The organism is Paenibacillus sp. PSB04 (assembly GCF_025809195.1).
Taxonomy (GTDB): domain Bacteria; phylum Bacillota; class Bacilli; order Paenibacillales; family Paenibacillaceae; genus Paenibacillus_AQ; species Paenibacillus_AQ favisporus.
Genome location: NZ_CP081301.1, coordinates 4,175,771 through 4,200,711, shown reverse-complemented (window position 1 = coordinate 4,200,711; position 24,941 = coordinate 4,175,771). Strand labels below are relative to the sequence as shown.

The 24,941-nt window shown below is 52.7% G+C and carries 26 protein-coding genes; 9 read left to right on the top strand and 17 right to left on the bottom strand.

Going from position 1 to position 24,941, the window contains the following annotated elements:
* Positions 1-25 precede the first annotated feature (25 nt).
* The 3 genes from K2F33_RS19505 to K2F33_RS19495 form a co-directional block, all read right to left on the bottom strand.
* Positions 26-796, bottom strand: coding sequence for an ABC transporter ATP-binding protein (locus K2F33_RS19505; RefSeq protein WP_076171190.1), 771 nt, complete (start codon positions 794-796; stop codon positions 26-28).
* 25 nt (positions 797-821) lie between these two features.
* On the bottom strand, positions 822-1,832 hold the full coding sequence (locus K2F33_RS19500) for an ABC transporter substrate-binding protein (RefSeq protein ID WP_263878305.1): 1,011 nt from the start codon (positions 1,830-1,832) through the stop codon (positions 822-824).
* 209 nt (positions 1,833-2,041) lie between these two features.
* Positions 2,042-3,559, bottom strand: coding sequence for a carboxypeptidase M32 (locus K2F33_RS19495; protein WP_212984269.1), 1,518 nt, complete (start codon positions 3,557-3,559; stop codon positions 2,042-2,044).
* A 123-nt stretch (positions 3,560-3,682) separates the two neighbouring features.
* On the opposite strand from K2F33_RS19495, the gene K2F33_RS19490 reads away from it, so the two are divergent.
* The 5 genes from K2F33_RS19490 to K2F33_RS19470 all read left to right on the top strand — a co-directional run bounded on the left by K2F33_RS19490 (position 3,683) and on the right by K2F33_RS19470 (position 6,299).
* Positions 3,683-4,006, top strand: a complete 324-nt coding sequence (locus K2F33_RS19490; protein WP_263878304.1) for an iron-sulfur cluster biosynthesis family protein — start codon at positions 3,683-3,685, stop codon at positions 4,004-4,006.
* Between the two features lie 48 nt (positions 4,007-4,054).
* Positions 4,055-4,618 carry a beta-class carbonic anhydrase gene (locus K2F33_RS19485; protein ID WP_076171181.1) on the top strand — a complete coding sequence of 188 codons (564 nt, stop codon included), beginning with the start codon at positions 4,055-4,057 and terminating at the stop codon, positions 4,616-4,618.
* A 243-nt stretch (positions 4,619-4,861) separates the two neighbouring features.
* Entirely contained in the window at positions 4,862-5,422 is a 561-nt protein-coding gene (locus tag K2F33_RS19480; protein ID WP_263878303.1) for a PadR family transcriptional regulator, read from the top strand.
* A gap of 137 nt (positions 5,423-5,559) precedes the next feature.
* Entirely contained in the window at positions 5,560-5,997 is a 438-nt protein-coding gene (locus K2F33_RS19475; protein WP_076171176.1) for a hypothetical protein, read from the top strand.
* Positions 5,998-6,002: 5 nt separating this feature from the next.
* Positions 6,003-6,299 carry a YxcD family protein gene (locus tag K2F33_RS19470; RefSeq protein WP_076171759.1) on the top strand — a complete coding sequence of 99 codons (297 nt, stop codon included), beginning with the start codon at positions 6,003-6,005 and terminating at the stop codon, positions 6,297-6,299.
* A 146-nt stretch (positions 6,300-6,445) separates the two neighbouring features.
* Here the strand turns inward: K2F33_RS19470 and pdxK are convergent, their stop codons facing one another.
* Positions 6,446-7,258 (bottom strand): pyridoxine/pyridoxal/pyridoxamine kinase, encoded by an 813-nt coding sequence (pdxK, locus tag K2F33_RS19465; RefSeq protein ID WP_263878302.1) that lies wholly within the window; start codon positions 7,256-7,258, stop codon positions 6,446-6,448.
* A gap of 333 nt (positions 7,259-7,591) precedes the next feature.
* Here pdxK and K2F33_RS19460 point away from each other — a divergent pair, with 333 nt between their 5' ends.
* Positions 7,592-7,855, top strand: a complete 264-nt coding sequence (locus K2F33_RS19460) for a hypothetical protein (RefSeq protein WP_089547926.1) — start codon at positions 7,592-7,594, stop codon at positions 7,853-7,855.
* Positions 7,856-7,954: 99 nt separating this feature from the next.
* Here the strand turns inward: K2F33_RS19460 and K2F33_RS19455 are convergent, their stop codons facing one another.
* The 5 genes from K2F33_RS19455 to K2F33_RS19435 form a co-directional block, all read right to left on the bottom strand.
* Entirely contained in the window at positions 7,955-8,908 is a 954-nt protein-coding gene (locus K2F33_RS19455) for an aminoglycoside phosphotransferase family protein (protein WP_263878301.1), read from the bottom strand.
* Between the two features lie 44 nt (positions 8,909-8,952).
* The gene (locus K2F33_RS19450; RefSeq protein ID WP_076171166.1) at positions 8,953-9,357 is read right to left on the bottom strand and encodes a CBS domain-containing protein; all 405 of its coding nucleotides are present in this window, start codon (positions 9,355-9,357) and stop codon (positions 8,953-8,955) included.
* 312 nt (positions 9,358-9,669) lie between these two features.
* Positions 9,670-10,854 (bottom strand): hypothetical protein, encoded by a 1,185-nt coding sequence (locus K2F33_RS19445; protein WP_263878300.1) that lies wholly within the window; start codon positions 10,852-10,854, stop codon positions 9,670-9,672.
* A 240-nt stretch (positions 10,855-11,094) separates the two neighbouring features.
* Positions 11,095-12,249 (bottom strand): serine hydrolase domain-containing protein, encoded by a 1,155-nt coding sequence (locus tag K2F33_RS19440; RefSeq protein ID WP_263878299.1) that lies wholly within the window; start codon positions 12,247-12,249, stop codon positions 11,095-11,097.
* A 151-nt stretch (positions 12,250-12,400) separates the two neighbouring features.
* On the bottom strand, positions 12,401-13,219 hold the full coding sequence (locus K2F33_RS19435) for a helix-turn-helix domain-containing protein (protein ID WP_244879315.1): 819 nt from the start codon (positions 13,217-13,219) through the stop codon (positions 12,401-12,403).
* Between the two features lie 134 nt (positions 13,220-13,353).
* Between K2F33_RS19435 and K2F33_RS19430 the strand changes: the two genes are divergently transcribed.
* Entirely contained in the window at positions 13,354-14,163 is an 810-nt protein-coding gene (locus K2F33_RS19430; protein WP_263878298.1) for a phytanoyl-CoA dioxygenase family protein, read from the top strand.
* A 165-nt stretch (positions 14,164-14,328) separates the two neighbouring features.
* Here K2F33_RS19430 and K2F33_RS19425 read toward each other — a convergent pair whose 3' ends face one another.
* From K2F33_RS19425 to K2F33_RS19405, 5 genes are all read right to left on the bottom strand, one after another.
* A complete protein-coding gene (locus tag K2F33_RS19425; RefSeq protein WP_263878297.1) occupies positions 14,329-14,832 on the bottom strand; it encodes a GyrI-like domain-containing protein in 504 nt (167 codons plus the stop codon).
* Positions 14,833-14,834: 2 nt separating this feature from the next.
* Entirely contained in the window at positions 14,835-15,614 is a 780-nt protein-coding gene (locus K2F33_RS19420) for a VOC family protein (protein ID WP_263878296.1), read from the bottom strand.
* A gap of 4 nt (positions 15,615-15,618) precedes the next feature.
* Positions 15,619-16,434 carry a VOC family protein gene (locus K2F33_RS19415; RefSeq protein WP_263878295.1) on the bottom strand — a complete coding sequence of 272 codons (816 nt, stop codon included), beginning with the start codon at positions 16,432-16,434 and terminating at the stop codon, positions 15,619-15,621.
* Positions 16,421-17,242 (bottom strand): VOC family protein, encoded by an 822-nt coding sequence (locus K2F33_RS19410; RefSeq protein ID WP_263878294.1) that lies wholly within the window; start codon positions 17,240-17,242, stop codon positions 16,421-16,423. The genes K2F33_RS19415 and K2F33_RS19410 overlap by 14 nt, the downstream gene beginning before the upstream one ends.
* A gap of 90 nt (positions 17,243-17,332) precedes the next feature.
* Complete coding sequence (locus K2F33_RS19405; RefSeq protein WP_263878293.1) at positions 17,333-18,094, bottom strand: sigma-70 family RNA polymerase sigma factor; 762 nt, start codon at positions 18,092-18,094, stop codon at positions 17,333-17,335.
* 275 nt (positions 18,095-18,369) lie between these two features.
* On the opposite strand from K2F33_RS19405, the gene hmpA reads away from it, so the two are divergent.
* Positions 18,370-19,590, top strand: a complete 1,221-nt coding sequence (gene hmpA / locus K2F33_RS19400) for an NO-inducible flavohemoprotein (protein WP_263878292.1) — start codon at positions 18,370-18,372, stop codon at positions 19,588-19,590.
* 119 nt (positions 19,591-19,709) lie between these two features.
* Here hmpA and K2F33_RS19395 read toward each other — a convergent pair whose 3' ends face one another.
* The 3 genes from K2F33_RS19395 to K2F33_RS19385 all read right to left on the bottom strand — a co-directional run bounded on the left by K2F33_RS19395 (position 19,710) and on the right by K2F33_RS19385 (position 23,810).
* Entirely contained in the window at positions 19,710-20,720 is a 1,011-nt protein-coding gene (locus tag K2F33_RS19395; protein WP_263878291.1) for a phytanoyl-CoA dioxygenase family protein, read from the bottom strand.
* 103 nt (positions 20,721-20,823) lie between these two features.
* Positions 20,824-21,717, bottom strand: coding sequence for an AraC family transcriptional regulator (locus K2F33_RS19390; RefSeq protein WP_263878290.1), 894 nt, complete (start codon positions 21,715-21,717; stop codon positions 20,824-20,826).
* A 212-nt stretch (positions 21,718-21,929) separates the two neighbouring features.
* Positions 21,930-23,810 carry a glycoside hydrolase family 127 protein gene (locus K2F33_RS19385; RefSeq protein ID WP_263878289.1) on the bottom strand — a complete coding sequence of 627 codons (1,881 nt, stop codon included), beginning with the start codon at positions 23,808-23,810 and terminating at the stop codon, positions 21,930-21,932.
* 198 nt (positions 23,811-24,008) lie between these two features.
* On the opposite strand from K2F33_RS19385, the gene K2F33_RS19380 reads away from it, so the two are divergent.
* Positions 24,009-24,863 carry a helix-turn-helix transcriptional regulator gene (locus K2F33_RS19380; RefSeq protein WP_263878288.1) on the top strand — a complete coding sequence of 285 codons (855 nt, stop codon included), beginning with the start codon at positions 24,009-24,011 and terminating at the stop codon, positions 24,861-24,863.
* The last annotated feature ends 78 nt before the right edge of the window (positions 24,864-24,941 follow it).

Below are 24,941 nucleotides of genomic sequence, written 5' to 3'. Positions count from 1 at the left end.
CGCGCCGCCTCCCTTCTTCCATATGTCAGTCTTCCTCCGACTCCATCTCGCGCCAGATTTCGTGAAACAATTCATTGAAACCTTCCTCCTTTCTGGCATAGAAAGGCTGTGTCTCCCGGATGTGCCCGGGCACTTCAAAGGTACGGCGGATTCGGCCGGGATTTTTACCCAGCAGAACGACCCGGTCGCTGACGGCCACGGCCTCGGATAAATCGTGCGTGACCAGAATGGCCGTCTTGTTCTTTTCCCGCAGCGTCCCGGCAATTAAATCTTCAAGCTGCAGTTTGGTCTGATAGTCAAGCGCCGAGAAGGGCTCATCGAGCAGCAGCAGTCCGGGATCGGTCGACAGCGTCCGTACCAAGGCAACCCGCTGCCTCATCCCACCCGACAGCTGCTGCGGGTACAGGCTCCCCGTTCCTTCCAGTCCCATTTCGTCAAGCAGCTGCGTCAGGTGATCCATCGATTCCCGCTGCAGGCGCCCGGTTACCTCAAGCCCGATGGCCGCGTTCTGAAGGATTGTGCGCCAAGGGAACAAATAATCCTGCTGCAGCATATACCCGACATCCGGGGAAGGCCCCTCCACCTTCCGCCCATAGACAAGCACCTCACCGTTCGTCGGATGCAAGAGCCCGGCGATCATGGACAGAATCGTCGTTTTTCCGCATCCGCTCGGTCCGACCAGGCTGATGAACTCTCCGGGATGTACCGTCAGATTCAGTCCTTCGACAGCAAGCGAAGCTTCTCGGTCGTTAACGTATACATGCGTCAAATTTTTAAGTTCGACTACCGGCTCCATGCGCACGATCTCCTTTCCCTAACCATTATTTCACGGACGATTTGGCCTTTTCGGCAAAACTGTTGTCCACGATGGCGGAGGCAGGCACCTTCTCTTTCAGTTCGCCAGCCTGATTCATGACGTCCAGCAGGTTGTTCCACTCCGTCTCATCCACGACGGGATCTGTCGCGTACGTTCCCTGATCCTTATACCGTTTGACCGCCGAGACAACGATATCCTTATCGGTGTCCTTAAAATAAGGAAGAATGACGTCGGCGATCTCCTCGGGGGTGTGCTGCTGGACCCAATTTTGGGCTTTCTGAAGCGCGTTCGTAAATTTCTGAACCGTCTCGCCGTTCTTCTTGATAAAGCTCTGCTTGCTCATAAAGACCGTATAGGGCAGATGCCCGCTCTCCACTCCGAATGAGGCGACGACATGCCCTTTGCCTTCTTTTTCAAAAATCGAGGCCTGCGGCTCAAACAGCTGCACGTATTCGCCCGTTCCGGACAAAAACGCCGAAGCAATATTGGCAAAATCGATGTTTTGGATCAGGTTCAGATCCTGATGCGGATCGATGCCATGCTTTCTCAGCGTAAACTCACCGGCCATCTGCGGCATGCCGCCCATGCGCTGACCGAGGAACGTTTTCCCTTTCAGCTGATTCCAGTCCAGCTCTCCTTCATCCTGCCTTGAGACGAGGAACGTGCCGTCCGTCTGCGTCACCTGACCGAAGTTGATCACGGGATCGTCCGAACCTTGCTGATATACGTAAATCGAGGTCTCGGATCCGACCAGGGCCACATCGATGGCACCCGAGAGCAGTGCCGTCATCGTTTTATCACCGCCGGGAATCGTCTGCAGCTCCACATCCAGTCCTTCTTCCTTAAAAAAGCCTTTCCCAAGCGCCACATATTCCGGAGCGTAAAATACCGAGCGCGTCACTTCGCCGATTTTGACCTTCACGTCACCCTTGCTTCCGGAGCAACCGGACAGCACGGCTGCGCAAAGGAGAACTGCCGCAAGCACCAGGGCGAATCCACGTTTACCCTTTCTCATTGTCATTGTCCTCCATCCTTCTTCGCGTTCCAGCCATATGCCATCTTATGCATGCGCCCAGCAAAGGGTTAAACATGGCCACGGACGAACACAAAAATACCCCCGCCATTTCCTCAAGCAGCCTCGGGGCTTCTTTACGGAAGTGACAGGGGTGCTTCTGTGCTTACGCTTGGATGGTTGGATCTGATGTCAAGCGTTCCTGCGCTGCATTACAATTGATAAATTTCCTTATACTTCGTTTCGAGGTATTCGGCCAAATAGTCCGGGTTCAGCTCTTCGCCGGTCACCTGCAAAATGATCTCGGACGGCTTGCGGCTCTTGCCGTAGCGGTAAATCTTCTCCGTCAGCCATTCGCGGATCGGTGCCAGGTTGCCTTCCTTAATATGCTGATCCAGCTCTGGCATCTCCTTGCGCAGCGTGTTCATGATTTGCGCAGCATACATGTTGCCGAGCGAATAGGAGGCGAAGTAACCGAAATCCCCGCCGGACCAGTGCACGTCCTGCAGGACGCCCAGGCTGTCGCTTGGCGGCGTAATGCCGAGGTACTGCTCGTATTTCTCGTTCCATACCTTAGGCAGATCCTTGACCTCAAGCCCTTCATTAAACAGCATCTTCTCGATTTCATAGCGGATAATGATGTGCAGGTTATACGTCAGCTCATCAGATTCGATCCGGATCAGGGAGTTCTCCACGCGGTTGACGGCCCGGTAGAAATCATCCAGCTGCACGTCCTTCAGCTGCTGCGGGAAATGCTGCTGCAGATCGGCATAGTAGCGTTCCCAGAAGGCGCGGCTGCGTCCGATCATATTTTCCCACAGGCGGGACTGCGATTCGTGAATGCCCATGGACGTTCCTTGGGCGAGCGGCGTTCCGGCCAGCTCCTTGCTCACGTTTTGCTCGTACAGGGCGTGGCCGCCTTCATGCAGGGAGCTGAACAGCGCGCTCGTTACGTCGTCCTGCAAATAATGGGTCGTAATCCGCACATCTCCCGGGTTCAAGCCGGTCGCAAACGGGTGTACGCTCTCATCGAGGCGCCCGGCTTCGAAATCGTACCCCATTTCGCCCAGAATGAAGCGGCTCATCTTCGCCTGCTGCTCCTGCTCAAACAGCTGGTCCAGGAACGACGTATCCGGTTTGTTCGGAGATGCCGCAATCGCCTCCACGAGCGGCACCAGCCGGTCACGAAGCTTGCTGAACACCTGGTCCAGCTTCTCAACCGTCATATCCGGCTCATAACGGTCCAGCAGCGTGTCATATGGCGTTCCTTTGACGCCCCAATATCCGATGAATTCCTTCAGCATGCCCACGAGCTTCGTCAAGTTCGGCTCCAGCATGGCAAAGTCGCTCTTCGCCTTCGCTTCCTCCCAAATCGTCTGGGAATGGGATGACAGCACCATAAATTCCTGAAACTTTTCCGCCGGGATGCTTTTGTTCTCGTCATATTCTTTTTTACACTCGTCAACGATCCTTCTGGAAATATCGTCCAGGCCCTCATATGTATCAGGACGGGTCAACGCCTCCAAATACGAGCCCATTTCATCCGAAATTCGGAGTTTGAAATCTTCCGCCGACAGCATCCCGATCACCTCGGAACGCTGCTCTGCTCCTTTACGAGGTGCGCCCGTCCGCAAGTCCCAGTGCATCAAGCCGATGGCCTCGTCATAGCTTCTGATTTTGCGGACCAGTCCGAGAAATGAGTCCAATGTCGCTTTTGCTTCTTTTTCCATAATTAGGTTCACCTCACGCCGAATTTTTTCTTCCTTCTTGATGATACTTTTACTGGAAAGTATAATCAATATTTAATAGACGCTATTATCCTTTTTACATAGGGAAGGAGCCTGAAACCCGCCGTGGTTATCCAAGTTACCGAAACTGCCAAAAAGCATATCGAGTCGCTTGCCGGGTCGGAGTCAGCCATCATCCGGCTTGCCTACGATTCCGAAGGCTGCGGCTGCGGCGTCAACGGGCTGCCGGCACTCTGGATCGTTTCCGCCAAAGAAGCCGATGATGTGGAAATACAGAGTCATCATCTGCATTTTATTATTCACCGCCTGCAGGCGGTTTTTTTCGAAGAGCATCTATACTTGGACTCCGAAAAAAACTATCCATCGTTCCGGCTTTCCGGTGACGGGCAGCTGTACGGTCAAAATATCAGGCTAGTGGATAAGCGTTGACGCCTTACATCATGCATCATTACCCAACTATGGAAGGAGCAATTCATTATGACAACCGTTTCGCAGATTTTGGAGTTCAACCAGCAGTTCGTAGAAAGTAAAGAGTACGAAAAATACATTACCGGCAAGTTCCCCGAGAAAAAGCTCGTCATCGTCACCTGCATGGATACGCGCCTCGTAGAGCTGCTGCCCAAAGCGATGAACGTCCGCAACGGCGACGTGAAGCTCATCAAAAACGCCGGTGCGATCATCTCGCATCCGTTCGGCAGCGTCATGCGGAGCGTTCTCGTCGCTCTGTATGAACTGAAAGCTGACGAAGTCATCGTCGTCGGGCATCTGGACTGCGGCATGGCGGCGCTCAACGCAGACGTCATGATCGAGCATATGAAGGAGCGCGGCATCTCCGATGAGGTGCTGTCGACGCTGGAGAACTCCGGCATCAATCTGAACGATTGGCTGCGTGGATTCGATAACGTACAGGAAGGCGTAAAAGGAACCGTGGGCCTGATCAAAAATCACCCGCTTCTCCCGCCGGGCTGCAGCGTTCACGGCATGGTCATCGATCCGAAAACAGGCCATCTCGAGCTGGTTGTCGACGGTTACGATAAGTAGAATACCCTTGGATTTGCAAAAACACGGATGATCATCATCCGTGTTTTTTCTATTTTGTGAACAGCGGGCAGCGGTCCAGCGCCGAACCGGCTCCTTTAAACTCGATTTACCAGTGTTAGACGAACATCATTTTCTTTTTCCGTTCCGGTCCATGTTTTTCAGTCATGAGCTCAGGTTGAAAACCATACAGTTTAAGTGTACACTTTGGTTGAAAAGACCATCTCACGTATAGGAGATATGCTAATGAATACACTTTCCTATGGACTACTAGCTTTCCTTGCACGGGAACCCGGATCAGGATATGATGTGATGCTCAAGATTCAGCCGTTCTGGCAGGCTAAGCACAGCCAAATCTATCCGCTGCTGGCGCAGATGGAAGAGAACGAGCTGCTGAGCTCCCATTGGGTGAAACAATGCGACAAACCGGATAAGAAGGTATACTCCATTACGGACAGCGGCATCCGCAAGCTCAAGGAATGGATGTACAAACCGCTTCCCGATCCGGTGACCCGCGACGAATTATCGATGAAAACCTTCTGCATGTGGATGACCGACAGGGATAACGCCATCGATATCGTGGAAACCCGCAAATCTTACTTCATCCGCCGGCTGGAATCGTTCCAATCGATGCAGGGCAAAGTGACGGATGAACATAAGAAATTCGGTACCCGGGAGTTTTACGATCACCTGCTGATCCAGAAAGGCATCTTTAATGCGGCAGCCGGCTTGGAATGGTGCAATTGGGTTCTGGGCATATTGAGAGAATGCGATTATTCGGAGCCTCCGGCATTAGTCAAACCGTAAACTGAATGATCTGACATTATTCATCTTTTATCGGCAAAAATTAATTTAATTAATTTTGAAACCTTAAGATATTTGGTACGTAATGTATTATGAGATAGACATGCTTTCACCATTCTCAGGGAGGTATATTTCAAACCATGAAAAAATCTTTACAGAAGTGGATGCTGATTGCTTTGGCGTTTACGTTCTTCTTCGCCGTTACCGTACCGGATAACGCGGACGCCAGACGTGCAGGCGGTGGATTTAAATCCGGCACAAGATCCTACACGAACACGCCGAGCAAGTCGACGCCGAACAGCAACGTCAAAAAGTCGACCAACAACACCTCGAGTACAGCCGGCACAACGGCAAAACGCGGCTTCTTCAGCGGCGGCAGCTTTATGAAGGGACTCATGATCGGCGGATTGGCCGGACTTCTGTTCGGCGGCATGTTCAGCAACATGGGATTCATGGGCGATTTCTTCGGATTGATCATCAACCTGCTGGCCATTTACGTTCTCTTCTCGCTCATCCGGGCCGGATACCGAGCGTACCGCAACCGGAAGCGACCGAATCCGAATGATGGACGGTATTAATCATGTTGATTCTGACCATGGATGAAATCGTGAACGCGATTTGTCTTCATACCGCCGAGCGTAAGCAGATCCGTCCGACGGATGTGCAGGTGGAGCTGAGCTGGGACGAGGAAACGGGATATTCCGCAGAGGTTTGGGCACAGGGACGGAGCCAGTATTTGGTCGAGTCCAACATGATTGAAGCCATCCTGCGTTACCTCTACAGCGAATATAACATTCGGGCTTACCGCGAGCAGGTGACGCTGGATTTGGATGAAGAAATCACGGCTCACGTTGATGTTGAGGTTGAACAGGCGTATTAATTTATACCGAAGGCTAGGTGTCCGTTTTGGATGCCCGGCCTTCTTTTTGATGTCATAAAAACAAAATAAAAAAGGATGCACATTCCGGGAATGTGCATCCTTTTTCTTCATTGCTCCAAAGCAGCCGCTGCCCATCGGCTTCGAAATTACCGGTTCAGACGATACCCGCCGTGGAAGACCGGCCCCACGTATTCGTTGAACTGGTATCCGCTGCGGATGGCCGCCGACACAAAATCCTTGGCTTTGGCCACCGCATCTGCAACAGATAGTCCATTCGCCAGTCCGCCCGTAATCGCCGCGGCGAAAGTACAGCCGGCACCGTGGTTGTAGGCCGGTTCGATCTTGTCCGTCTCCAGGACGGTAAAGTCCTTGCCGTCGAAGAAGACGTCGATCGCACGGTCTCCCCCGAGTGCCTTGCCGCCTTTGACAACGACGTTTTGGGCGCCGAGGCCGTGAATTTTGCGGGCCGCCTCCTTCATGTCCTCGACGCTGGTCAGCTTGCCAAGGCCGGACAGCACGCCGGCTTCAAACAGATTGGGCGTAACCACCGTGGCCAGCGGAAGAAGCAGGTCGCGAATCGCCTCAGCGCTTTCGGGATTCAGCACTTCGTCTTCGCCTTTGCAGACCATAACCGGGTCAATGACCACGTTTTTCTGCTGATTGCTTTTGATCGCCTGCTCCGCTACGCGGACGATGTCCACGCTGCCAAGCATGCCTGTCTTCATGGCGTCCACCGGTCCACCGGCAAAGACCGTCTTCAGCTGCTCCGCAACCAAGGCCGAATCCACCGGATATACGTTATGGTGCCAGTCGTTGTCCGGGTCCATAGTCACGATCGTGGTCAGCGCGCTGAATCCATAAGTGCCGTACTCTTCGAAAGTTTTCAAATCCGCCTGAATGCCTGCGCCCCCGCTGGAGTCGCTGCCGGCAATGGTTAACGTCTTCATAATCTTCGGCATGTGAATTTCCCCTTTGTTCTGCGTGAATGCTTATTTTCTGAAACTGAGTTGATTATACCAGAAAATTGTCGAATGCGTTATTCCTGCGGTCTCCATTTTAGGATGTACCCAAAGCATTCAAAATAGCCGGATCGTTGGCATCCCCTCAACAATAGCTGTATGGAACTGATGAACCTACCCCTGAAAACTTAAAGCAATGCCAATCTATTGCAGCTTTTATCCTTATATAAGCAAGCGATAGAGATCCCCGTGTCTTGTGAGGTTCCTGTCTAGCACGTTTTCTATCTCCACTGCATTGAATATAGCGAACTACTAGAAAAGAGGTGAGACGCTATGCCCCGTCGTGTGAAGGCTGTCCGGCAGCCGGACCTTGTACTGATCAGCTGGTCCAGAAACCCGCTGGTTCCCGGTTCTGCACGCAGAATCGTCGCTGCTCGCGTCATTGGCAGCGCCGCTCCCTGCAGGCAAGACTTAAGACCCAATGCGCTGCTCAGCACTGCATTGGCTTGTCTACAGGATCATGATGTAGGATTTAAAATCGTATTCCGCAAAATGACTTCCGATATCAGCGGGTACCTGCTGCTGCAGCGCAATTAATCTTTTATGAAAGAGGAGGAAGCCGGTTGGCTTCCTCCTCTTTTCAGCTCGTGTATGAATATATCAACATCCAAGATGAAAATTTCAGTCATCGTTGGATCATTTTATTTCCAGCAGTTCTTTCTCTAAACTCTGAAGGGTCGATATTCGTTCTGACGGTGATTGACGGTCAAATAACAGCTGTTCAATAAAATCCCATACATCCTCCAGCTTCCTTCTGATTTGGTAGAACGTCAGTGTCCTGCCATTCAGCGTGAAATCGGGATGAAATTGCCGGTAAATCTGCATAAATTCATTAAAGTAGGATTGGTCAACCACAAACATCAGGTCCGCTTCCACAGGAGCTAGCTTTAGGCCTTCCCAGTCAATTAGCATCAGTTGACGGCGGCTTTGAGGCTGCATTACATTCCAAGGATGGATATCCGTATGACACAGCGCAAGCGGAAGGTGGCTCTGTTTTAGCACGGCTGATAGTTCATCAGCATTGAAGATCATCCGGTTTAACGCTTCAACGTATGGCCCCAGCAGATCATATAGATCGCCTGGAAGACCGGCACCCTTAGTCATCAGGATATTTTTCAAGCTTAATGCAAACGGCAGCTCGAAATTTTCCACGATATTTTCGGACTGAACAGGCAGCTCTTTACCGCAGCTATGCAGCTCGGCTACAATTGCCGCGAGCTGGCAAATTTGTTCGTGTGTTAGCGGTTTGTCCCCAATGGTCTCACCATCAATATAGTCATAGAGGAGATAGATGCCATAATCATCTTCACAACGGTAATGGCCATGGGTCGTCATCATCGGAACAGATATTTTCCCTTGCAGCCCTGTAGACCGCTCAAGCCAATTTGTGATGGGTACATATTGATCAATCCGCGCGGTCCATTTGGGCGTGGAGGATCTGTCTTTTTCATATACCTTCAAAAAGTAGGAGCGGCGGCTTTCCGGTTCCGTCACCTTATAGGCCAGCGCGGCCCATCCGCCCTTCTGCCGGAGAACCTCCACCTGCTCCAGTCCGTAATACTTGCTCAGGATGGCAGTGAACTTGTTCATAAGATTCATTCACCCGTTGTTCCGGTCTTGATCTGACCGAATGATCAATCACTAATGTTACTCGTGTAATACTCTATAATAACCTTGCGGCGGATGATGCCGATAAAGATCTCGTTTTCATCTACGACGGGAACAAAGTTTTGGTCGGCAGCCAACTCCAGCATATCTTCCAGATGCGCATGGATTGAAACGCATTCATTTTTAATCCGGCGCTTAATCTCATGGACCTTGACGGTATCCAAATTTTGAAAGCTCAGCCCGGGGGTATTCTTCATTTTCCACAATAGATCCCCTTCGGCCAGCGTGCCTGCGTATTTCCCCTCTTCATCGATGACGGGGATCGCCGAATACTGGCTTTGCTCCAGCTTGTCCATAGCCTCCTGCATTGTGGAAGAAGAATGAATGTAAGCCACTTTGTCTTTGGGGAACAGAAAATCGGATATTTCCATCGAACAAAAGCTCCCTTCTCATTCAATTTGCGCCGCTGCTAGTGCGTCTGTAGTGGACAGGAGCGATTTGCCGCTCGCTCTGTGCCTTTGTTGTAAGTGTAGCATACTCGAAAAAAAGAAAAAACTTTCGATCCTGCGCAAGACAAATGAAGCCGCGGTCCGCGGACATTCGAAATGGGAAGTGAGCACCTCTAATAAGCAGACAGAGTCCGCATAAGCAAAAAGCCCATTCGGCTTCGATATCTCCATGGAATGGGCACTTTGTTTTGATCATTTTTTTTCGTATACATCGTCAAACTTCAGCGGATTACACTAGTTCTGAAGGGCGGCGGCACCAAGCTTTATTAGTTTGTAAGCTCCGTCCGCAGTGCCAATAAGCAGCGTCTGCCCATTCTGTAAAGGCTGTACGAGTTCACCGGCATTGTAGCTGGCACGGTTAATCACTTTCGTCCAAGTCGCATTCCCGTCAGGACCGATTCCCCAAATCCCTTGTCGGGATACCGTCCCGTGCCAATCCTCATTCACCTTCCCCGTCGCGATAAATCCGCCGTCTGATGCAGGTTGGATATCGTTCACCATGCTGCGGTCAAACGCAGAATCAAGTATCGTTGTCCATTGCAGCGTGCCGCTGCGATCCACCGACAGCGCAAAGCCTGTAGTCAAATACCGGATCGGATCGTTCGGGTTCGGATGGTTATAATAGCCGGCGGCCACGATACTGCCGTCATGTCCTTCGGCGAGCGACAAAACTTCAACGTTCTGGGAATCGTCTGCCACCGCGATCGATTGCTTCCACTTCACTTGACCCGATGGAGCGAATTTGGCCAGCACCACATGCCCCTTCTCCCCATCCCGGTACTCACTGCCGGATACGAGAAACCCTCCATCCGACGTGTGCTGCACGGAATGAATCCGTTCGAAGGCAACGTCTACCAGATCTCCTTCATGCAAGGCTTTTCCCGCTTCGGAAAATACGATCCAATGCAGCATATGGCTATTGGAGGTGCTTCCAGGTGTATCCACTGCAGCCGCATACTTTCCGTTTTTCAGTTGATCCACCGAAACGATATAACTGTCCGCCTTCTCCAGGGTATAAGCCCACTCCTTTTGCCCTTTTTCTCCTACCTTTAATATCTGTGATCCACCTCCAGCGATATACCCCTGATCCTGGGTGTGATGAAACTCCGCGATATATTCAAGCTCATGTTTGGGAAAGCTGATTTCCTTCTTGATTTGACCATAGGCGCCGATCGAATGGACGACAACCTGTTCTCCTTCAATTCCGGCATAGGAAATCGCATTCGTCCCGTGTTCAAAAACCTCACCAGCATGAACATTCAAGTCTGAGTAAGAAAGCATCTCCGGTGGGTTCTGGGCGGACGGCTCCGCAAATACATGGCTGCCGGCGATTATGCCCCATAGGCCAACAGCTGCACCTAACAGCCATTTGCGGACATTCGATGGTTTACTGGACCGTTTAGTGATCGTCATCATCATTTCATCAGCTCCTTGTCAGAATTGGGACCCGTTTCCATTATGGGCGGTGATTCGCTCTCCAACAAGCGGCAAAAGGGCTGGATCGCCCCCCCTGCCAAACTGACCAATACACAAGTACATTTTGACTAATATAAGGTACCTACTCTGCCATCTCCCGGAAATAGAAACGGCTTACGTCCAGTGGATGACGTAAGCCGCAGTAAAAATATTAAAAAGACCGAAAACGTATCTCTAGGTTGTTTAATCCAACGCGCTGTAAACGACGTTGCGGATCCGGTTCGCAATATAAGGCTCGCGGCTCGGCAGCATCTGCTGCATATACACGAGGGTCAAGTCTTCCTGCGGGTCAATCATAACCCAGGAACCGGCCATGCCGGCCCAGCCGTATTCCCCGATCGAGCTGCCTGTGCCGCCCGCTGCCGGATCGATCATCACCCGAACGCCAAGTCCGTAACCATATCCGTTTAAATGCCCCCAATTGTAATCATTCATCTGTTGTGGGGTTAAATGATTTGTCGCCATCAATTGAACGGTCTTTGGACTCAGCAGCCGGTAGCCGTCCAGTTCCCCGCCACGAACGAGAGCCTGTGCGAAACGGGCGTAATCACCGATCGTCGACAACAGCCCTCCCCCGCCGCTCTCGAACCGGCATTCCGGTTGATACGGGGTTTCGAGCGAGTTGTTGGGCGTTAGCGTTCCGTCTTCCGCAAGATTGTACATCACGGCAAGACGATCCCGCTTGCCTTCACTAATCCGGAAAGAGGTGTCTTTCATACCCAGCGGGTCGAATATTTCCCGCTTCAAGTATTGTTCGAACGTCTGTCCGGACAGCACTTCAATCAGCGCCCCGAGCACATCGTGGCTCAGGCCGTACTGCCAGCGTGTTCCGGGATCGAAGGCGAGCGGAACTTCCGCCAGCGCGCGGGTGAAAGCACGCACGTCCATCGACGTCGGAGCTTTTTGATAAATCGGCCCCGTTAACCGCTCCGTTTCCGATCCGCTGCCGCCATAGGTGAGACCGGACGTCATCGTAAAGAGATCCCTGATGCGAATCGGACCCGCTGCTGGGCCGGCCACCATGTTACCGCTTTCATCTTGACGAAATACCGACGGGTTCTTGAACTCGGGCAAATATTCCTCCAGCGGATCATCAAGCAGGTACAATCCACGTTCATACAGTTGGAGAGCTGCTGTGCATGTGATGACTTTCGTCATGGAATATATGCGATAGATGGTGTCCGATTGGATAAGCTGCTTCGTTTCCAAATTCGCATATCCGAATTTCTCATCATAGACCGTTTCACCTCTGCGCATCACCAAACAGGCGCAACCGGCAGGTCCTCCCTGTTCCATATACCTTTTGAACAGCGGGGTCAAACGTTCGAAACTGCTCATAGCCTTTTCCCCTTTCACAAAATGTAGCGCTCCGCAGTGTGTCATCATGCCGCCTCCCGCATTGCTGGGTCAAGAACGCCGACTTGCGGACGCCTATCTCGTTCATATATACCACTCTTTTACTACCCGATTCAACCATCGGTCTTCAACGTTAAAAGCCCTTGTCCATCGTAGGGGACGGATTGCGGTACTCACGGGGCGTAACTCCGTAATATTTGCGAAATTGGTCGGCAAAGTGGTTGTAGTTACCGAAACCGACCTCTATGGCGGCTTCTACCGCCAGCCTCCCGGAATGCTTCATCAGCAAAGCCGCTTGACGGATGCGCATTTGATTGACATGCTGCACAATGGTGCGGCCCGTCTCTGCCTTAAACAAATGTGCCAGGCGTGAAGGGGACAGCCCCACCTCCCGGGCCAACAAATCAACCCTGATCTCCTCCTTCATCCGGCTGGAGAGGATGCCCAGCGTCTGTTCGATTCTGGGATCAAACCGTTTCTTCGTCCGCTGCGCAAGCAGAAGCAGTACTTCACGAATCGTGTTCTCGCACAAGGGCTTCCACAAAACGGATCTGTCGCGCGAATCCTGAAGGACGTTGCGAAACGCCCGCTCGATCCGGTCTTTAATGCGTTCTTCGGACAGCGTTTCAATCAGGATGTCATCTTCGGGCAGATAAGCGTTTTCCGGGAGTCCGGGATAATGGATCCATAAAAAATTCCACCATGATCCGCGGACCGTCCCGTATTCATGCGGCACGCCTGACCGGAGCAGGCCGAGCTGCCCGGCTCCGCACCCCTTCTTTCCGCCGGGTGTCATGAAGTAACCCTCGCCGCTAAGCGTATAGACCAGCAGCCAGTCCCGCATCCCGTCTGGCCGGTGAAGTCTGTAGGTGTCATCTTTTTCAAAATGGTCACCGAATATTGCTGCGCCAGTACCTTCAAGGACGTCTGGTTGACGAATAAACCCTGACACATTCGCACCTCCCCTCATTTCGGATGATAGCAGGATTCCGTGACTTAATAGCAGATTTCAGCCTTCTCCTTAACATAGAGTTACCGTATGCTATTGTCAATCAGTATCCATTACGAATCAGGGAGGGACACCCCATGCAGACGAATCCGCAAGTTTTGACGGAAGAACAGCTGCGAATGTTTGAAACGGAAGGGTATTTAATTGTAAAGGGGCTTTTTCAGCCGGAAGAATTGAGAGACATTGACGCTACCTTCGAAGAGATCGGCAACACCGTCGTACACGGACACTTCGAGCCGGTGCTCGATCAGGAAGCTGGCGATCCGCTGAAGCGATATCCTCGCGTCATGCATCCCCACCGGTTCAACGCTACCGCAAAAAAGTATATGCTGCATAAACCCGTGATGGATGTGCTCGCCGATTTGTACGGCGAGGAAGCATTGGCGGCACAAAGCATGTTTTATTACAAACCGCCGGGCTCACGCGGGCAAGCGCTGCATCAGGACAACTTCTACTTGCAGGTCGAACCGGGTAACTGCATTGCGGCCTGGACCGCCATCGACCCGGCGGATGAAGAAAACGGCGGAATGCTCATCGTTCCCAAAACGAGCGATTATGCACTGGTATGCCCGGAGGAAGCAGACTCCAGCGAATCGTTTACGACTCATCTGGTCAAGCCGCCAAAAGACAGGAAAGCCGTTCCCGCCATCATGGACCGGGGAGACGTTCTGTTCTTCAACGGTAATCTGATCCACGGGTCTTACCGCAACAAATCGCAGAATCGTTTCCGGCGTGCTTTTATTTGCCATTATGCCAACGCTTCCGCTACCCAGATCAGTTCATTTTATCGGCCGTTGTTCCGCAGGGACGGAAGCGAGGTCGATCTCGATGTCAATCCGGACGGCGGTCCTTGCGGCATCGAATTCGGCACCGCTTACCCGCACTAATGAATCAATGAATTTTTCATGTGGCAAACAAGCGTGCAGGATGAATTACGAGATTAGCAGCCGTTCTGGCCACGCTGACAGGGGCGGTATTCACAGCGGATCCCCCCAAGCAAACGCTTGGAGGGTCTGCCCCTTCAGTTCCGCGAAATCACGATACGATCGGTATCAGTATATCTGTAATTTCGTTTCGTCCTTGATCGGTGCATAAATATCATAATCAAAGTAGTCGATGTCATCGGCAGGAATCTCAAAGGGATTTACCGGTTGAAGCCGGTTCATTTCATAACCAAATGAGCCATCATGTACATCCCTTTCATAAGGCCCTTGCTCAAACCAGCCGAACAACGCGCCGTACGCTTCTTCCATATGAGTTCGATTCCCACGGACGGTGAGCTTGGCATAGCGTTTCGCCGGAATGGTGATTTGCTGAAGTTCTGCAGGCAGTCCTTCGAAATGGTCCACCACCATGCCGACCCATAACGTGGTCACTTCCGTTGACCACTGCCACTCCGGAATAAATACGTATCCATGCTCCCGATCCGCAACCCCAGGGTGATGTTTAAGCCTTGCAGACACTTGGGCCCAGGCATCCCGCACAAGGCGTCCGTCTCTCGGAATTTGCAGCACGGCCGCCTTCAATTCCGGCCTTTCCACGATTTCTATGTTCATGACTACACCCCCGTATGCTCCTGGCAAATCATGATCGTGTTGCCGTCCTCATCCCTGATATTGAAGAAGGATACTTGCGGAAGCCGCTGGATGCCGTATACGATGTCGAAACCGATCTCCTGCGCTTCCTTTGCGGCTTGATCGATGTCATATGTACTTAGTTTAAAAAGAACCGGCCCCTTCTCGGCTATAGGAACATCCTCCATACCGTTGGAATCCAGCATGAGCTCTGAACCGTTGTCAAGACGAAACACATGAAGATGGCGATATCGGTCCTGTTTCCGCACCTCAAGCCCCAACAGCTGTGAATAGCGTTCCACCGCGCGGTTAAGGTCCCTCACCCATAAAAATACAGATTGGATATGAGGATCGATGCTGCAGTGGGCACGGCTTCCGTCCACGCCGCCGAACGCCAGATGATATCCGTCCGGATCTTCGACCACAAACTCCTTCCATGGGCCGCCATCCGCAAAAATCGTCGGCTCCATGGCGAAGACGGCCCCTTTGGACTTGAACTCCTCATACAGACTGTCCAGCGCTGCCCAGGTGTCAACGTAAGCCGAGACGTCGATTCCGAGTTCGGAGCCGGGTTCCGGAGGATTGGGATAAATCCGGGCAGGATCCGGTGATTGATGAAGCTTGAGCGCAAGCCCGGATAATCCGTCACGCTGGGCCCACCAATCTGTCACGTCAAAGCCGAGCACGTCACGGTAATAGGCTCTGGATCGGGCCACATCCGAAACGGATAACACGGTTAGCGAACTGCTGATTTGTTTTGGCATGCCTTCAATGTCCTTCCTCGTTCATTTGTGCAATGATGATCCGGTTCCCATCTGGGTCCAGAAGGGCAAATTCGCTCAGGTCAGGGAAGATTTGCGGTTCACCGGCCAACTCAAAGCCGTTAGACTTTACAAATTGGAGTGCCCCGTCAAAATCCTCTGTTTCGAAATAAAACAGCTCCGAAAACGACTCCCCGTTCAGATGACGGTTATGGTCAAGCAGAAGCGCGGCACCGGGTGCCGTCGGAACGGAATAAATCCGCTGCTCGGCGGCCGCTTCATCATATTCCACACCAAGCAGTCCCGAGTACCACCGGGCAGCCGCAGGCATATGCTTCACGTCAACAAATACGCCGCCGATTCTCGGCAAAATCGGACTTCGGCTTAATCCTGCCAATGATGAGTCTTCCTCGCGGTTCTCGGCCCAGCATGCCATCTGTACGTTCCCCTCCGGATCGCGGAAGTTAAAGTATGCCATCGGCCCGTGTCTTTCCGGTTCAGAGAGAGGCGTGCCTTGTTTCCGAATAAAAAGGTATGCCGCGTCAATATCCTTGGCAGGCAACATCATGCGCGGCATCATGTCTTCCCTCCAATCCGGATTTTGCCTGTTCCCCGAATTGGAATCCAGGATGAGATGCGTACCTTGAAAATCAAACCAATACACCGGTCCGCCGTTTAACCGTTCTTCCTTGATCGGAAGACCCAGCAGGCGGCTGTACCACTCGGCAGATTGCCGAAGATTCGTGACATGCACAAATACGCTCGCAATTCGGTTCTCGAACGGGATCGCGGTAGTGCGATTCATTTCTTCATGTTGAGACAATTTGAATCAGCTCCTTTTCCGATATACGGATGATTAAACCTTCCGGAGAACAAATGTGAAACCTGTTGACTCCATCCTGTTCCCGGCATGATCCGGCCGGGACGCCTAATTGGGACAGCTGCCGGTAAGCATCGTGAATGCTGGGCGTTTGCAGCGAATAATAAGCCTGGCCGTTCAGCCTCAGCAAGGCTTGACGGTGCAGCTCTTCGTCCATAACAATCATTGTAACAATCGTTTCTCCCCTGCCGATTTTGAGATCCGCCCCCTGCCCCCAATGGTTTACCAGCTCAAAACCAAGCATATCCACGTACCATCGGATCGAGGACTCCAAATCTATAACGGGAAGAAAAACGGCGAGAATCCGGTGAAACATCGGGGGAACCGGTCCGGGAGCCGGTGTGTAGAAGAGCGAATTGCTTTTTTCATGGCAGATCCCGGTCACGTTTCCGTATGGGTCGATCATCTCGCAAACGTTCATGTGATCCGTCTGCATCGTTGACGTGACCGAAATGTTCCTGGAACGAAGCCAGCCGCTGTGCAAATCGTCCCAATGACAATAGAAGTTGAAGCATGGAACGTGGCCAGAGGCGTCCAGGTGGATAAGCGGCTGATAACGCTGGTTTCCGGATTGTTCCGTCAGCGTAAGCAATGTTTCCCCATCTTGTATCCGCAAGTCGATCTCCTTACTGCCTCTGCGCCCGATCCTGAATTCAAACTCGTTGATGTACCATTCCGCAGCCGCCTTGGCATCAGGGACCGGCAGAATGACTCTGTCGATGCATACAAATGAAGCGCCGCCTGATGGCATGAATCTCTACCTCCTCTCTAGCTTAAATGCCCTCACATGTAAATAACGATGAAGCTGCCTGCAACCATACACAATCGCCTAAGATGATGATTAAAATGTTTCGCTCACCATAAAAACATTGCCGTCCGGATCCTGAAAAGTAAAATAAAATCGACCATCTCGGGTCCGGATGTCCGCAATGCGGCAGCCGTTCTCGTACACCTGGAGATAAGCTTCATAAATCATGTGGGGATCATGGCGGATAAAAGCAGCGGCAACCGCTTCAAGAAGCCTGGCGGCCGACTTAGGATCTCCCGGCCGGCTCCGCGGCGCGCATGCATCGCTCCAAATCCCTTCCGGCGTATGGAGCGCCAGCAGGCGCAGCCGTTTGCGCGCCCGGGAAAGGGCAACCTGAACGGCCCCCTCCGCCATGTTGATGCAGTTTCCCGCTTCCTTGGCGGTAAGCCCGAATACGTCGCACAGAAGAACCATGACGAAAGCCTTCGGCTTCAGCCGGTACATCAGCTCTTCCAGCAGATCGCGGGTGATCAGGTTGTCCGCGAAGGGTTCCGGTTCACTTCCGTAAGCCGATTCAAATTGTTCGACCGACATGGTGACGAGCCTCCGGCTGGACCTGCAGCGGTCGATCCAAAGATTGCGGGCCGTGCGAAACATATACGGCTTGCTCAGGGTCATCTCTGGCATTTGTATACACCGGTTCATCAATCTGACCATGGTATCCTGAACCAGGTCCTCGGCCTCCCATTCCCGATGGGTCAGCGATCGGCAGTACTGCAGCAGCTGGGGTCTCACTTCGGCCAATAATCCGGCAAATTCCCCCGGGAAGGAAAAATTAAGGGTTGTTTCCGTCATATAACTCACCTCGCTCCCCTGTCCCAACGTCGCATATGACCTGCCTATTTGGGATTGTTAATAAAAAAGCACCACGCAAACAAATGTTCCTATTCAAGATATTCTATCTCTATTTTGCTTTTTCCTCTTTTTTCTCAAAAAAATATTCTGATCTTGCCCCCTCCCTGTACCGCCTTTCATACAGCCCCCATCGTTTGGAAAAATTTTGATTAATGCAAAATGAAATCGGTCAAGCTAATGGTTGGCAATGAAATATGGATGGAGGCTCAACAGACATGCTTGACTCTAAAACGATCGAGATCGTTCAATCGACTGCTCCTGTTCTTAAGCAGCACAGCGAGCAAATCGGAAAAAAGTTTTACGAATTGTTGTTTGCCAAGGCTCCGGATCTTTACAACCTTTTTAACCAGACCAACCAGAAGCGCGGGCTGCAGCAGGAGGCATTGGGTTATGCGGTATACGCCGCGGGTGAACATATTACGAATCTGGATGCCATCATGCCGGTCATTACCAGGGTCACCCAAAAGCACCGGGCTATCGGCGTAAAACCGGAGCAATACCCGTTGGTCGGAGAGACGCTTCTCGAGGCAGTCAAGGAGGTGCTCGGAAGTGCAGCTACCGATGAAATTATCGGTGCGTGGGGTAAGGCATACGAATATATTGCCGAGGCCTTTATTCAAATCGAACAGGACCTTTATAAAGAAGCAAAAGAACAAGCCGGAGGATGGGAAGGTTTCCGCAGCTTTACGGTTACCCGGAAAGTAACGGAAAGCGACGATGTGACCTCCTTCTACCTAGAGCCTTCGGACAAACAGGCTCTTGCTGGCTTTGAACCCGGCCAATATCTAACGATCAAAGCGCAAGTTCCGGGCGAAAAGTATACGCACATTCGTCATTACAGCCTTTCGGACGCCCCGGGCAAAAGCTATTACCGGATCAGCGTGAAGCGGGAGCGTTCGAACGAGGGGAAGCCGGCCGGGATCGTATCCAACGATCTGCATGACCGCATTCAAGAAGGGGATTCTCTCCTCTTTTCTGCGCCGGCAGGTGATTTCACCATGGACCATACCAACGACCACCTAGTCCTCATCGGAGGCGGTATTGGAGTTACCCCCTTGATGAGCATGATCAATACCGTTGCCGATCAATTTCCAGGCCGCGAAGTAACCTTTGTGCAAGCGGCCGCGAACGGGAACAACCATCCGTTCAGGGAGCATCTTGCCGAGTTGGCCAACAGCCATCCGAACCTCCACTGTTTCACAGCGTATTCTTCTCCAACCGAGCAAGACCTGGGTTCAGGAGGCTTTTCACACAAGGGCTATGTTGATGCGGAGTGGCTCCGCTCCATTCTTCCGTCCGGGCCGGCAGTGTATTATTTCTGCGGATCCGTCTCCTTCATGAAAGCAATCAATCAAGCATTGAAAGAGCTGGAAATCCCTAAGGAGCGCATTCATTATGAAGCCTTCAGTCCGATCGCCATACTGGATGAGGAATAGCGGGGTTTGGGGCAAACGCCTTCAAAACAAACAAGAGCGCGGCACAGGTGCCGGGCTCTTGTTTATGAAAAATACAGAAGGCTAGATTCATGACTCCAAAAAAGTCCAGGTGCCGTGATTCAGTCCTGTTCGCCTTTCTCCTGAACGACCGGCATCATCATGCCGTCGTCCATCCCCATCATCGTCACGCTGGTGGACTCGGGAATCTCATCATGCTGCGTAATATCAACTGGCGTATCGAATAGCGGTTCGGCATATGCCAGATGCGTCCGTCCGCGCGCCAAGATTTGGCGGTAATTCCCGCTGTCGCCCTCGTAGCCGTCATGGTCCCATGGAACAAATGAACGGGCATTGCAGTAATGGCACACATACGATCGGCGGTAACGGTCCGTCGTTCGATTCGGGTAGGAGCGGTGAAACAGGTGTGAATGGAAGAACAGCACGTCCCCAGGCTTTAACGGGACTGGAATCGGGTCCGGATAATGGGACACCACCTTCGACAGCGTGTTGACTTCGTCATCCAGGTGACTGACATGCTCCACGGAATGGAGATCGGAAAACGCCTCCCTGGCGTGAACGTTTCCGCCATGATCTCCCGGCGGCGGATAAATCGGCTCATGGTTGGAGCCGGGAACCACCCACAGGCAGCCGTTCTCTTCATCGGCATTCTCAAGCGCGATCCAGGCTCCGATCAGCGTGTCGGGATGGGTTTTGATGTAGTATGCGTCCTGATGCCATCCCTGTCCCCCTTTTCCGGGTGGATTAAAAAAGATCATGGACTGCAGGGCATACACATCCGGACCTGTAAGCGCCTCAAGCACGTCGAGTATTCGGGGATGCAGCATCAGCTGCTCCCCTTCCGGATAGAGGCGGGAGATCATATGAACCCGCGTTTTTTCGGCGAACTCCGCTTTCAGCGGGTCCTTATCCTCTTCGGATGCCTGTACGCGCTTTCCTTCATTCTCGATCCGCAGCCGTTCAGCCCACGCGGCGTACTGTTCGATTTCTTTCGGATCCAGCAGCCCTCGGACGATGACGAATCCGTCCTTGTGATACTGCTTATACTCTTCCACCGTCACATAATAACGGTCCTCTCTTAGTTTGGCTTTCGGCACATACGTCTGTCCCATGGTTGATCCCTCCACACGCATTGATTACCTTAAGTGTGAAGGATTTCGAAAGCGTTCTCAATGGAGAGGACACGGAAAACGGTGGACGGATTTGATATCCGCTTTACCGGGAATCACTATGATCCAGTACGACAAAATGCCGGTTCAAAGGATACGCGGCCTCCTCCTCTTCGATCACAGCCAAATGACGGAACAACGGATCCGCGAACCGGTCACGAAACTCCAGGGCCGTCATTCCACGGGTTCGCTTGAACATGCGGGAGAAGTAGTGCTCATCGGTAAACCCGACATCGTAAGCGATCTGCTTGATGGTCCGCTCCGCCTGAATAAGGAGCTGTTCAGCTCTCCGGAGGCGGCGTTCCAGCAGCGCCTTCTGAGGCGGAATGCCCATCCAGCGGACGAACATCCGGGTGAAATGCTCATGGGTCCAGCCCGAGCTGGCCGCGATTTCTTCAATGGTAATCTGGCGGTGAAGCTGCTGCTCCATATAGTCCATGGCCCGCATGATGGGAGCAGGCAGCGAAGCGGCCGACATCGACTCGTCTTCCTCGATCGCCTGCCATTCCTCAAGGACACCCATCAGCAAAACGGACGCCCTTCGCTGCCAGCCGGTCGGCTTGATATGCGCGATCTTCAGCATCTGCTTAAGCATGGAGGGAATCAGGCTCCCTCCGGCAATGACCGACCAGTCACGGAAATGTTCCCGATCGTGGTCCGGCCTGCAGAAGGCTTCCCGAAATGCAGCAAATTCGAAGTGAACGAATAAGTGCCTTGTGGGAAGGCTAGGATCAAACCGGTACCGGTGCGGTTCTCCGGGGCAGGTGAACACGACTCCCGGACGGTCCAGCGCAAACGGCCCCCGGTCGATTTCATAAACGGATCGGGTTCCTGCCGGGAAGTATACCAATTCGAAATCGTCGATCGTACGCATCCCGAGAACGGATCCCGGCTTCACGGCGATGTCTCCCATGGCATGAATGACGGGTAATGTAAGCAACGATCCACAACCTCCCTAGTTTCTGGCCCTCTCGCTGCCGGATCGGAACCGCTCGTATTAATAGCATGATACACGATTAAACCGCTCTCTGCAGCCCAAAAAAAGAGAGATGACCGCATGCCCTGCGGCATCTCTCTCTTTAGTGCGAACCCGGGACGGATTCCGCACGCCTTGCCGTGCAGGGTGAGAAGCCCTGTCTAGCAGAGCTTAGCTTATTGCTCCTTGAACCGCTTCCGGCTGCCGATGAGCGGGAACTCACCGATCCGCAGCCGCGCACTACCGTAAGGGATCAGCTCAAGCTCCGCCACAGGCTGACCGTTACAGTCGGGATGAATGGGCGGTGTGCCTGCATTGTTGCCTTCCATCTTCCAGTCTTTGACCAGCTGTCCCGATGCTGTGATCCGCACGGGGGCTCCATCCGCGGAGAACGGCTGGCTTGGAATATCCGCCTCGGTTACCTCAAAGCCGGTATCGGCCAACAGGCCGTATTTCCAGGCCGATCCCGGATACAGCTCCCAATCATGGAACATTTCACGCTCACGCACCATCTGCCATTGCTCCCGGACCGGCAGCACATAGACAAGTGGTCCCCTCTCTACGCTGACCGCATAAAGGTTGCGCGACGTCGTGTTGACGGCCATCGGCAGCGTCAGTTCGATCCGGTCTCCACTCGCCCACTCGCGGTTGATTTTGGCATAGCCGTTCTCGGTCTGAACGTTCACCAGTGTACCGTTGATCTGGATTTCAGGCTGTGTACACCAGGACGGGATCCGCAAGGAAACCGTAAATGTTTCCGGGCGCTCCAAAGTGATTGAAATGGAGACACGGTCCCGGAAGGGATATTCTCCGCTGACAGCCAGCTTGGCCAAGGAACCGTTGCCAACCGGGGTCTCGACAGTACACGGCGCATAGGAAACGGCTGCAAGCCCGCCTTCATGGTCCTTCATCCACAAGTGCGACGTCAGCTTGGGCCATCCTTGGTGCATATTCGCGGTGCAGCAGCCGAAATGCGGCTCCAGGCCGAATAGGTTCGCGTCAGGCCCGTTCACCCAGCTGCGGGGAGCGACGTTGCACAAAATCTGGTTCACCTGCTGATCGTACTGATGGGAAGTCCAATCCGGAGAGATTGCCGCCGGCAGCGCATTAAACGCCACTTTCTCAAGAATGTCGCCGAACCTGCCATCGCCGAATATCCGCGTCAGCTGCTCCATCGAAAACATGTATTCCACCACGGCGCACAGCTCGACGCCCTGGCTCGGATGCGTGCCAGAGAGCCACTCGTCACCCGAAAACATGCCATGTGCCTGACCGTGGTATGTCATCAGCGAATCGATTCCGCGGTGCACAGCCTCCCTTAAGACGGCATCTCCGGTCAGTTCGTACAAAACACCCGGCGTCTTGATCCCCATCGCCACATTGACCACATGCGTCGTCCAGTCCCACTCCTCTACCTTGCGCCAGAACGGGAAGTCGTAAAAAATATCGGACCAGTCTGTCGTCTGCTTGGCTACGATCTCCGCCACTTCCAGCAGCAAAGGATCCTGCGTCCTTTTATACAGCCATACCAGGCAGAGCAGCATTTCTGCTCCCCGGGTTTTCGCCCAGCCTTGAAGCGGATTCTCTTCAATGGTGCGGCGGACGTAGCCGAAAAATTTCGTCAGAAAGGGAACGATCCTCTCATCTTTCGTCGCTTCTTCATGCTGCATCATGACCTTCAGCATGATCATGTAATGCCACCAATCGTGCTTTTTATCGACCTCACGGTTGACGGTTTCGATCCGTTTCGGACCGAAGTGGCCATCGTCCTGTTGACTCGCAAGCGACCATTCAACCCACCGGTTGGCTTTGGCGATCAACCTTTCATCTTCTAGCAAATAGGCAAGCGGAAGAAGTCCGTCCAAGTAGTACGGTCCGCGTTCCCAGCTTTCTCCGCTGCCTCCGATCCACCCGTTTTCGGGCCCGACATCCGCCCAATGCTCCTCCAAATGCCCGGTAAGACCTTTTGCTTGAATCATCAGTTGCTCCTTAAGCCAACCGGAAGGTTTAACCGCGCCAAGCGGCAGTTGTTCATAAGCGGTTTTAACGAATTTCATAGCTCGCCACTCCCTTTTCATCTTCGGTTTACTTCGGCTAACGCTATGAAATATACCATGTCCCCCGCTATTTACCGATACCGGATATCAACATGTTTTTGTCCGATCACAACCTCATCATGCAGGCAAAACATATGGCTTCGCCATATGCAATCCTTTATGATAGAAGCAATTCGATTCGAAGGAAGGAGGATCGCCATGTTTCAATTCATCGCTCCGCCTCTGCCTCATTACATTACCTGCGGGGAGGACATCTACCCGATTGGCGGAATCCATCCGGACCGCAGCGGCATCGGGGTCTTTGACCTGATCTTCGTGACGAGGGGTTGCCTGTTTCTGGAGGAAGAGCTTACGATGCTCACCGTCTCGGCGGGACATTACGCCATCCTTCGGCCCGACCGTTCGCACCGGACCGCCCGGCCCTGTTTGGAAGAAACGCATTTTTACTGGCTGCATTTTCAAACCTTGGGCAGCTGGAACGAAGTTTTCGAGCAGGATTCCTCTTTACCGGCATTTGAAGGCCATCCGCTCTATCAGATCGAGAAATTCTCAATCTATATTTCCCAGCAAGGAGCTCCGCTTCTCCCAGGTCAAGTGGAAGAGCTCCTCCGCAGGCTGATGCTGCTGCACCCGGAACAGACTGTATCCGCCCGCTGGAAGCAGCAGATCTGCTTTCAGGACCTGCTGTCCATGCTGCAGCAGACGGAAGGGGGAGAAGTACAGAATCCACATCTGAAAGTGGCGGAACTGGCGGGCGAATATCTTCGCCGGCATTACCGGGAGCCCATCAGCTATAAGCGGATGTCGGAAGCCCTGCACTTTCATTCCAACTACATCGCTATATGTATGAAAAAGACGTTCGGCTGTACGCCGCTGGAGTATTTAACGCGGCACAGGATCGAGCAGGCCAAGCAAACTCTAATCCATACCGACGATCCGATCGGACGCGTCGCCGAGCAGACGGGTTTCGGATCCTTTCCTTATTTCGTTAGGAGCTTTGCGAGATATACTGGTCATACCCCGAAGTCTTTCCGGCAGCTCTACCGAAAATAATTTCGGCCAGATGTACCTGCATCCATGACAAAAGGCTGCCCGCATGCGGTTGAAGCACTGCGGCAGCCTTTTTTGCAT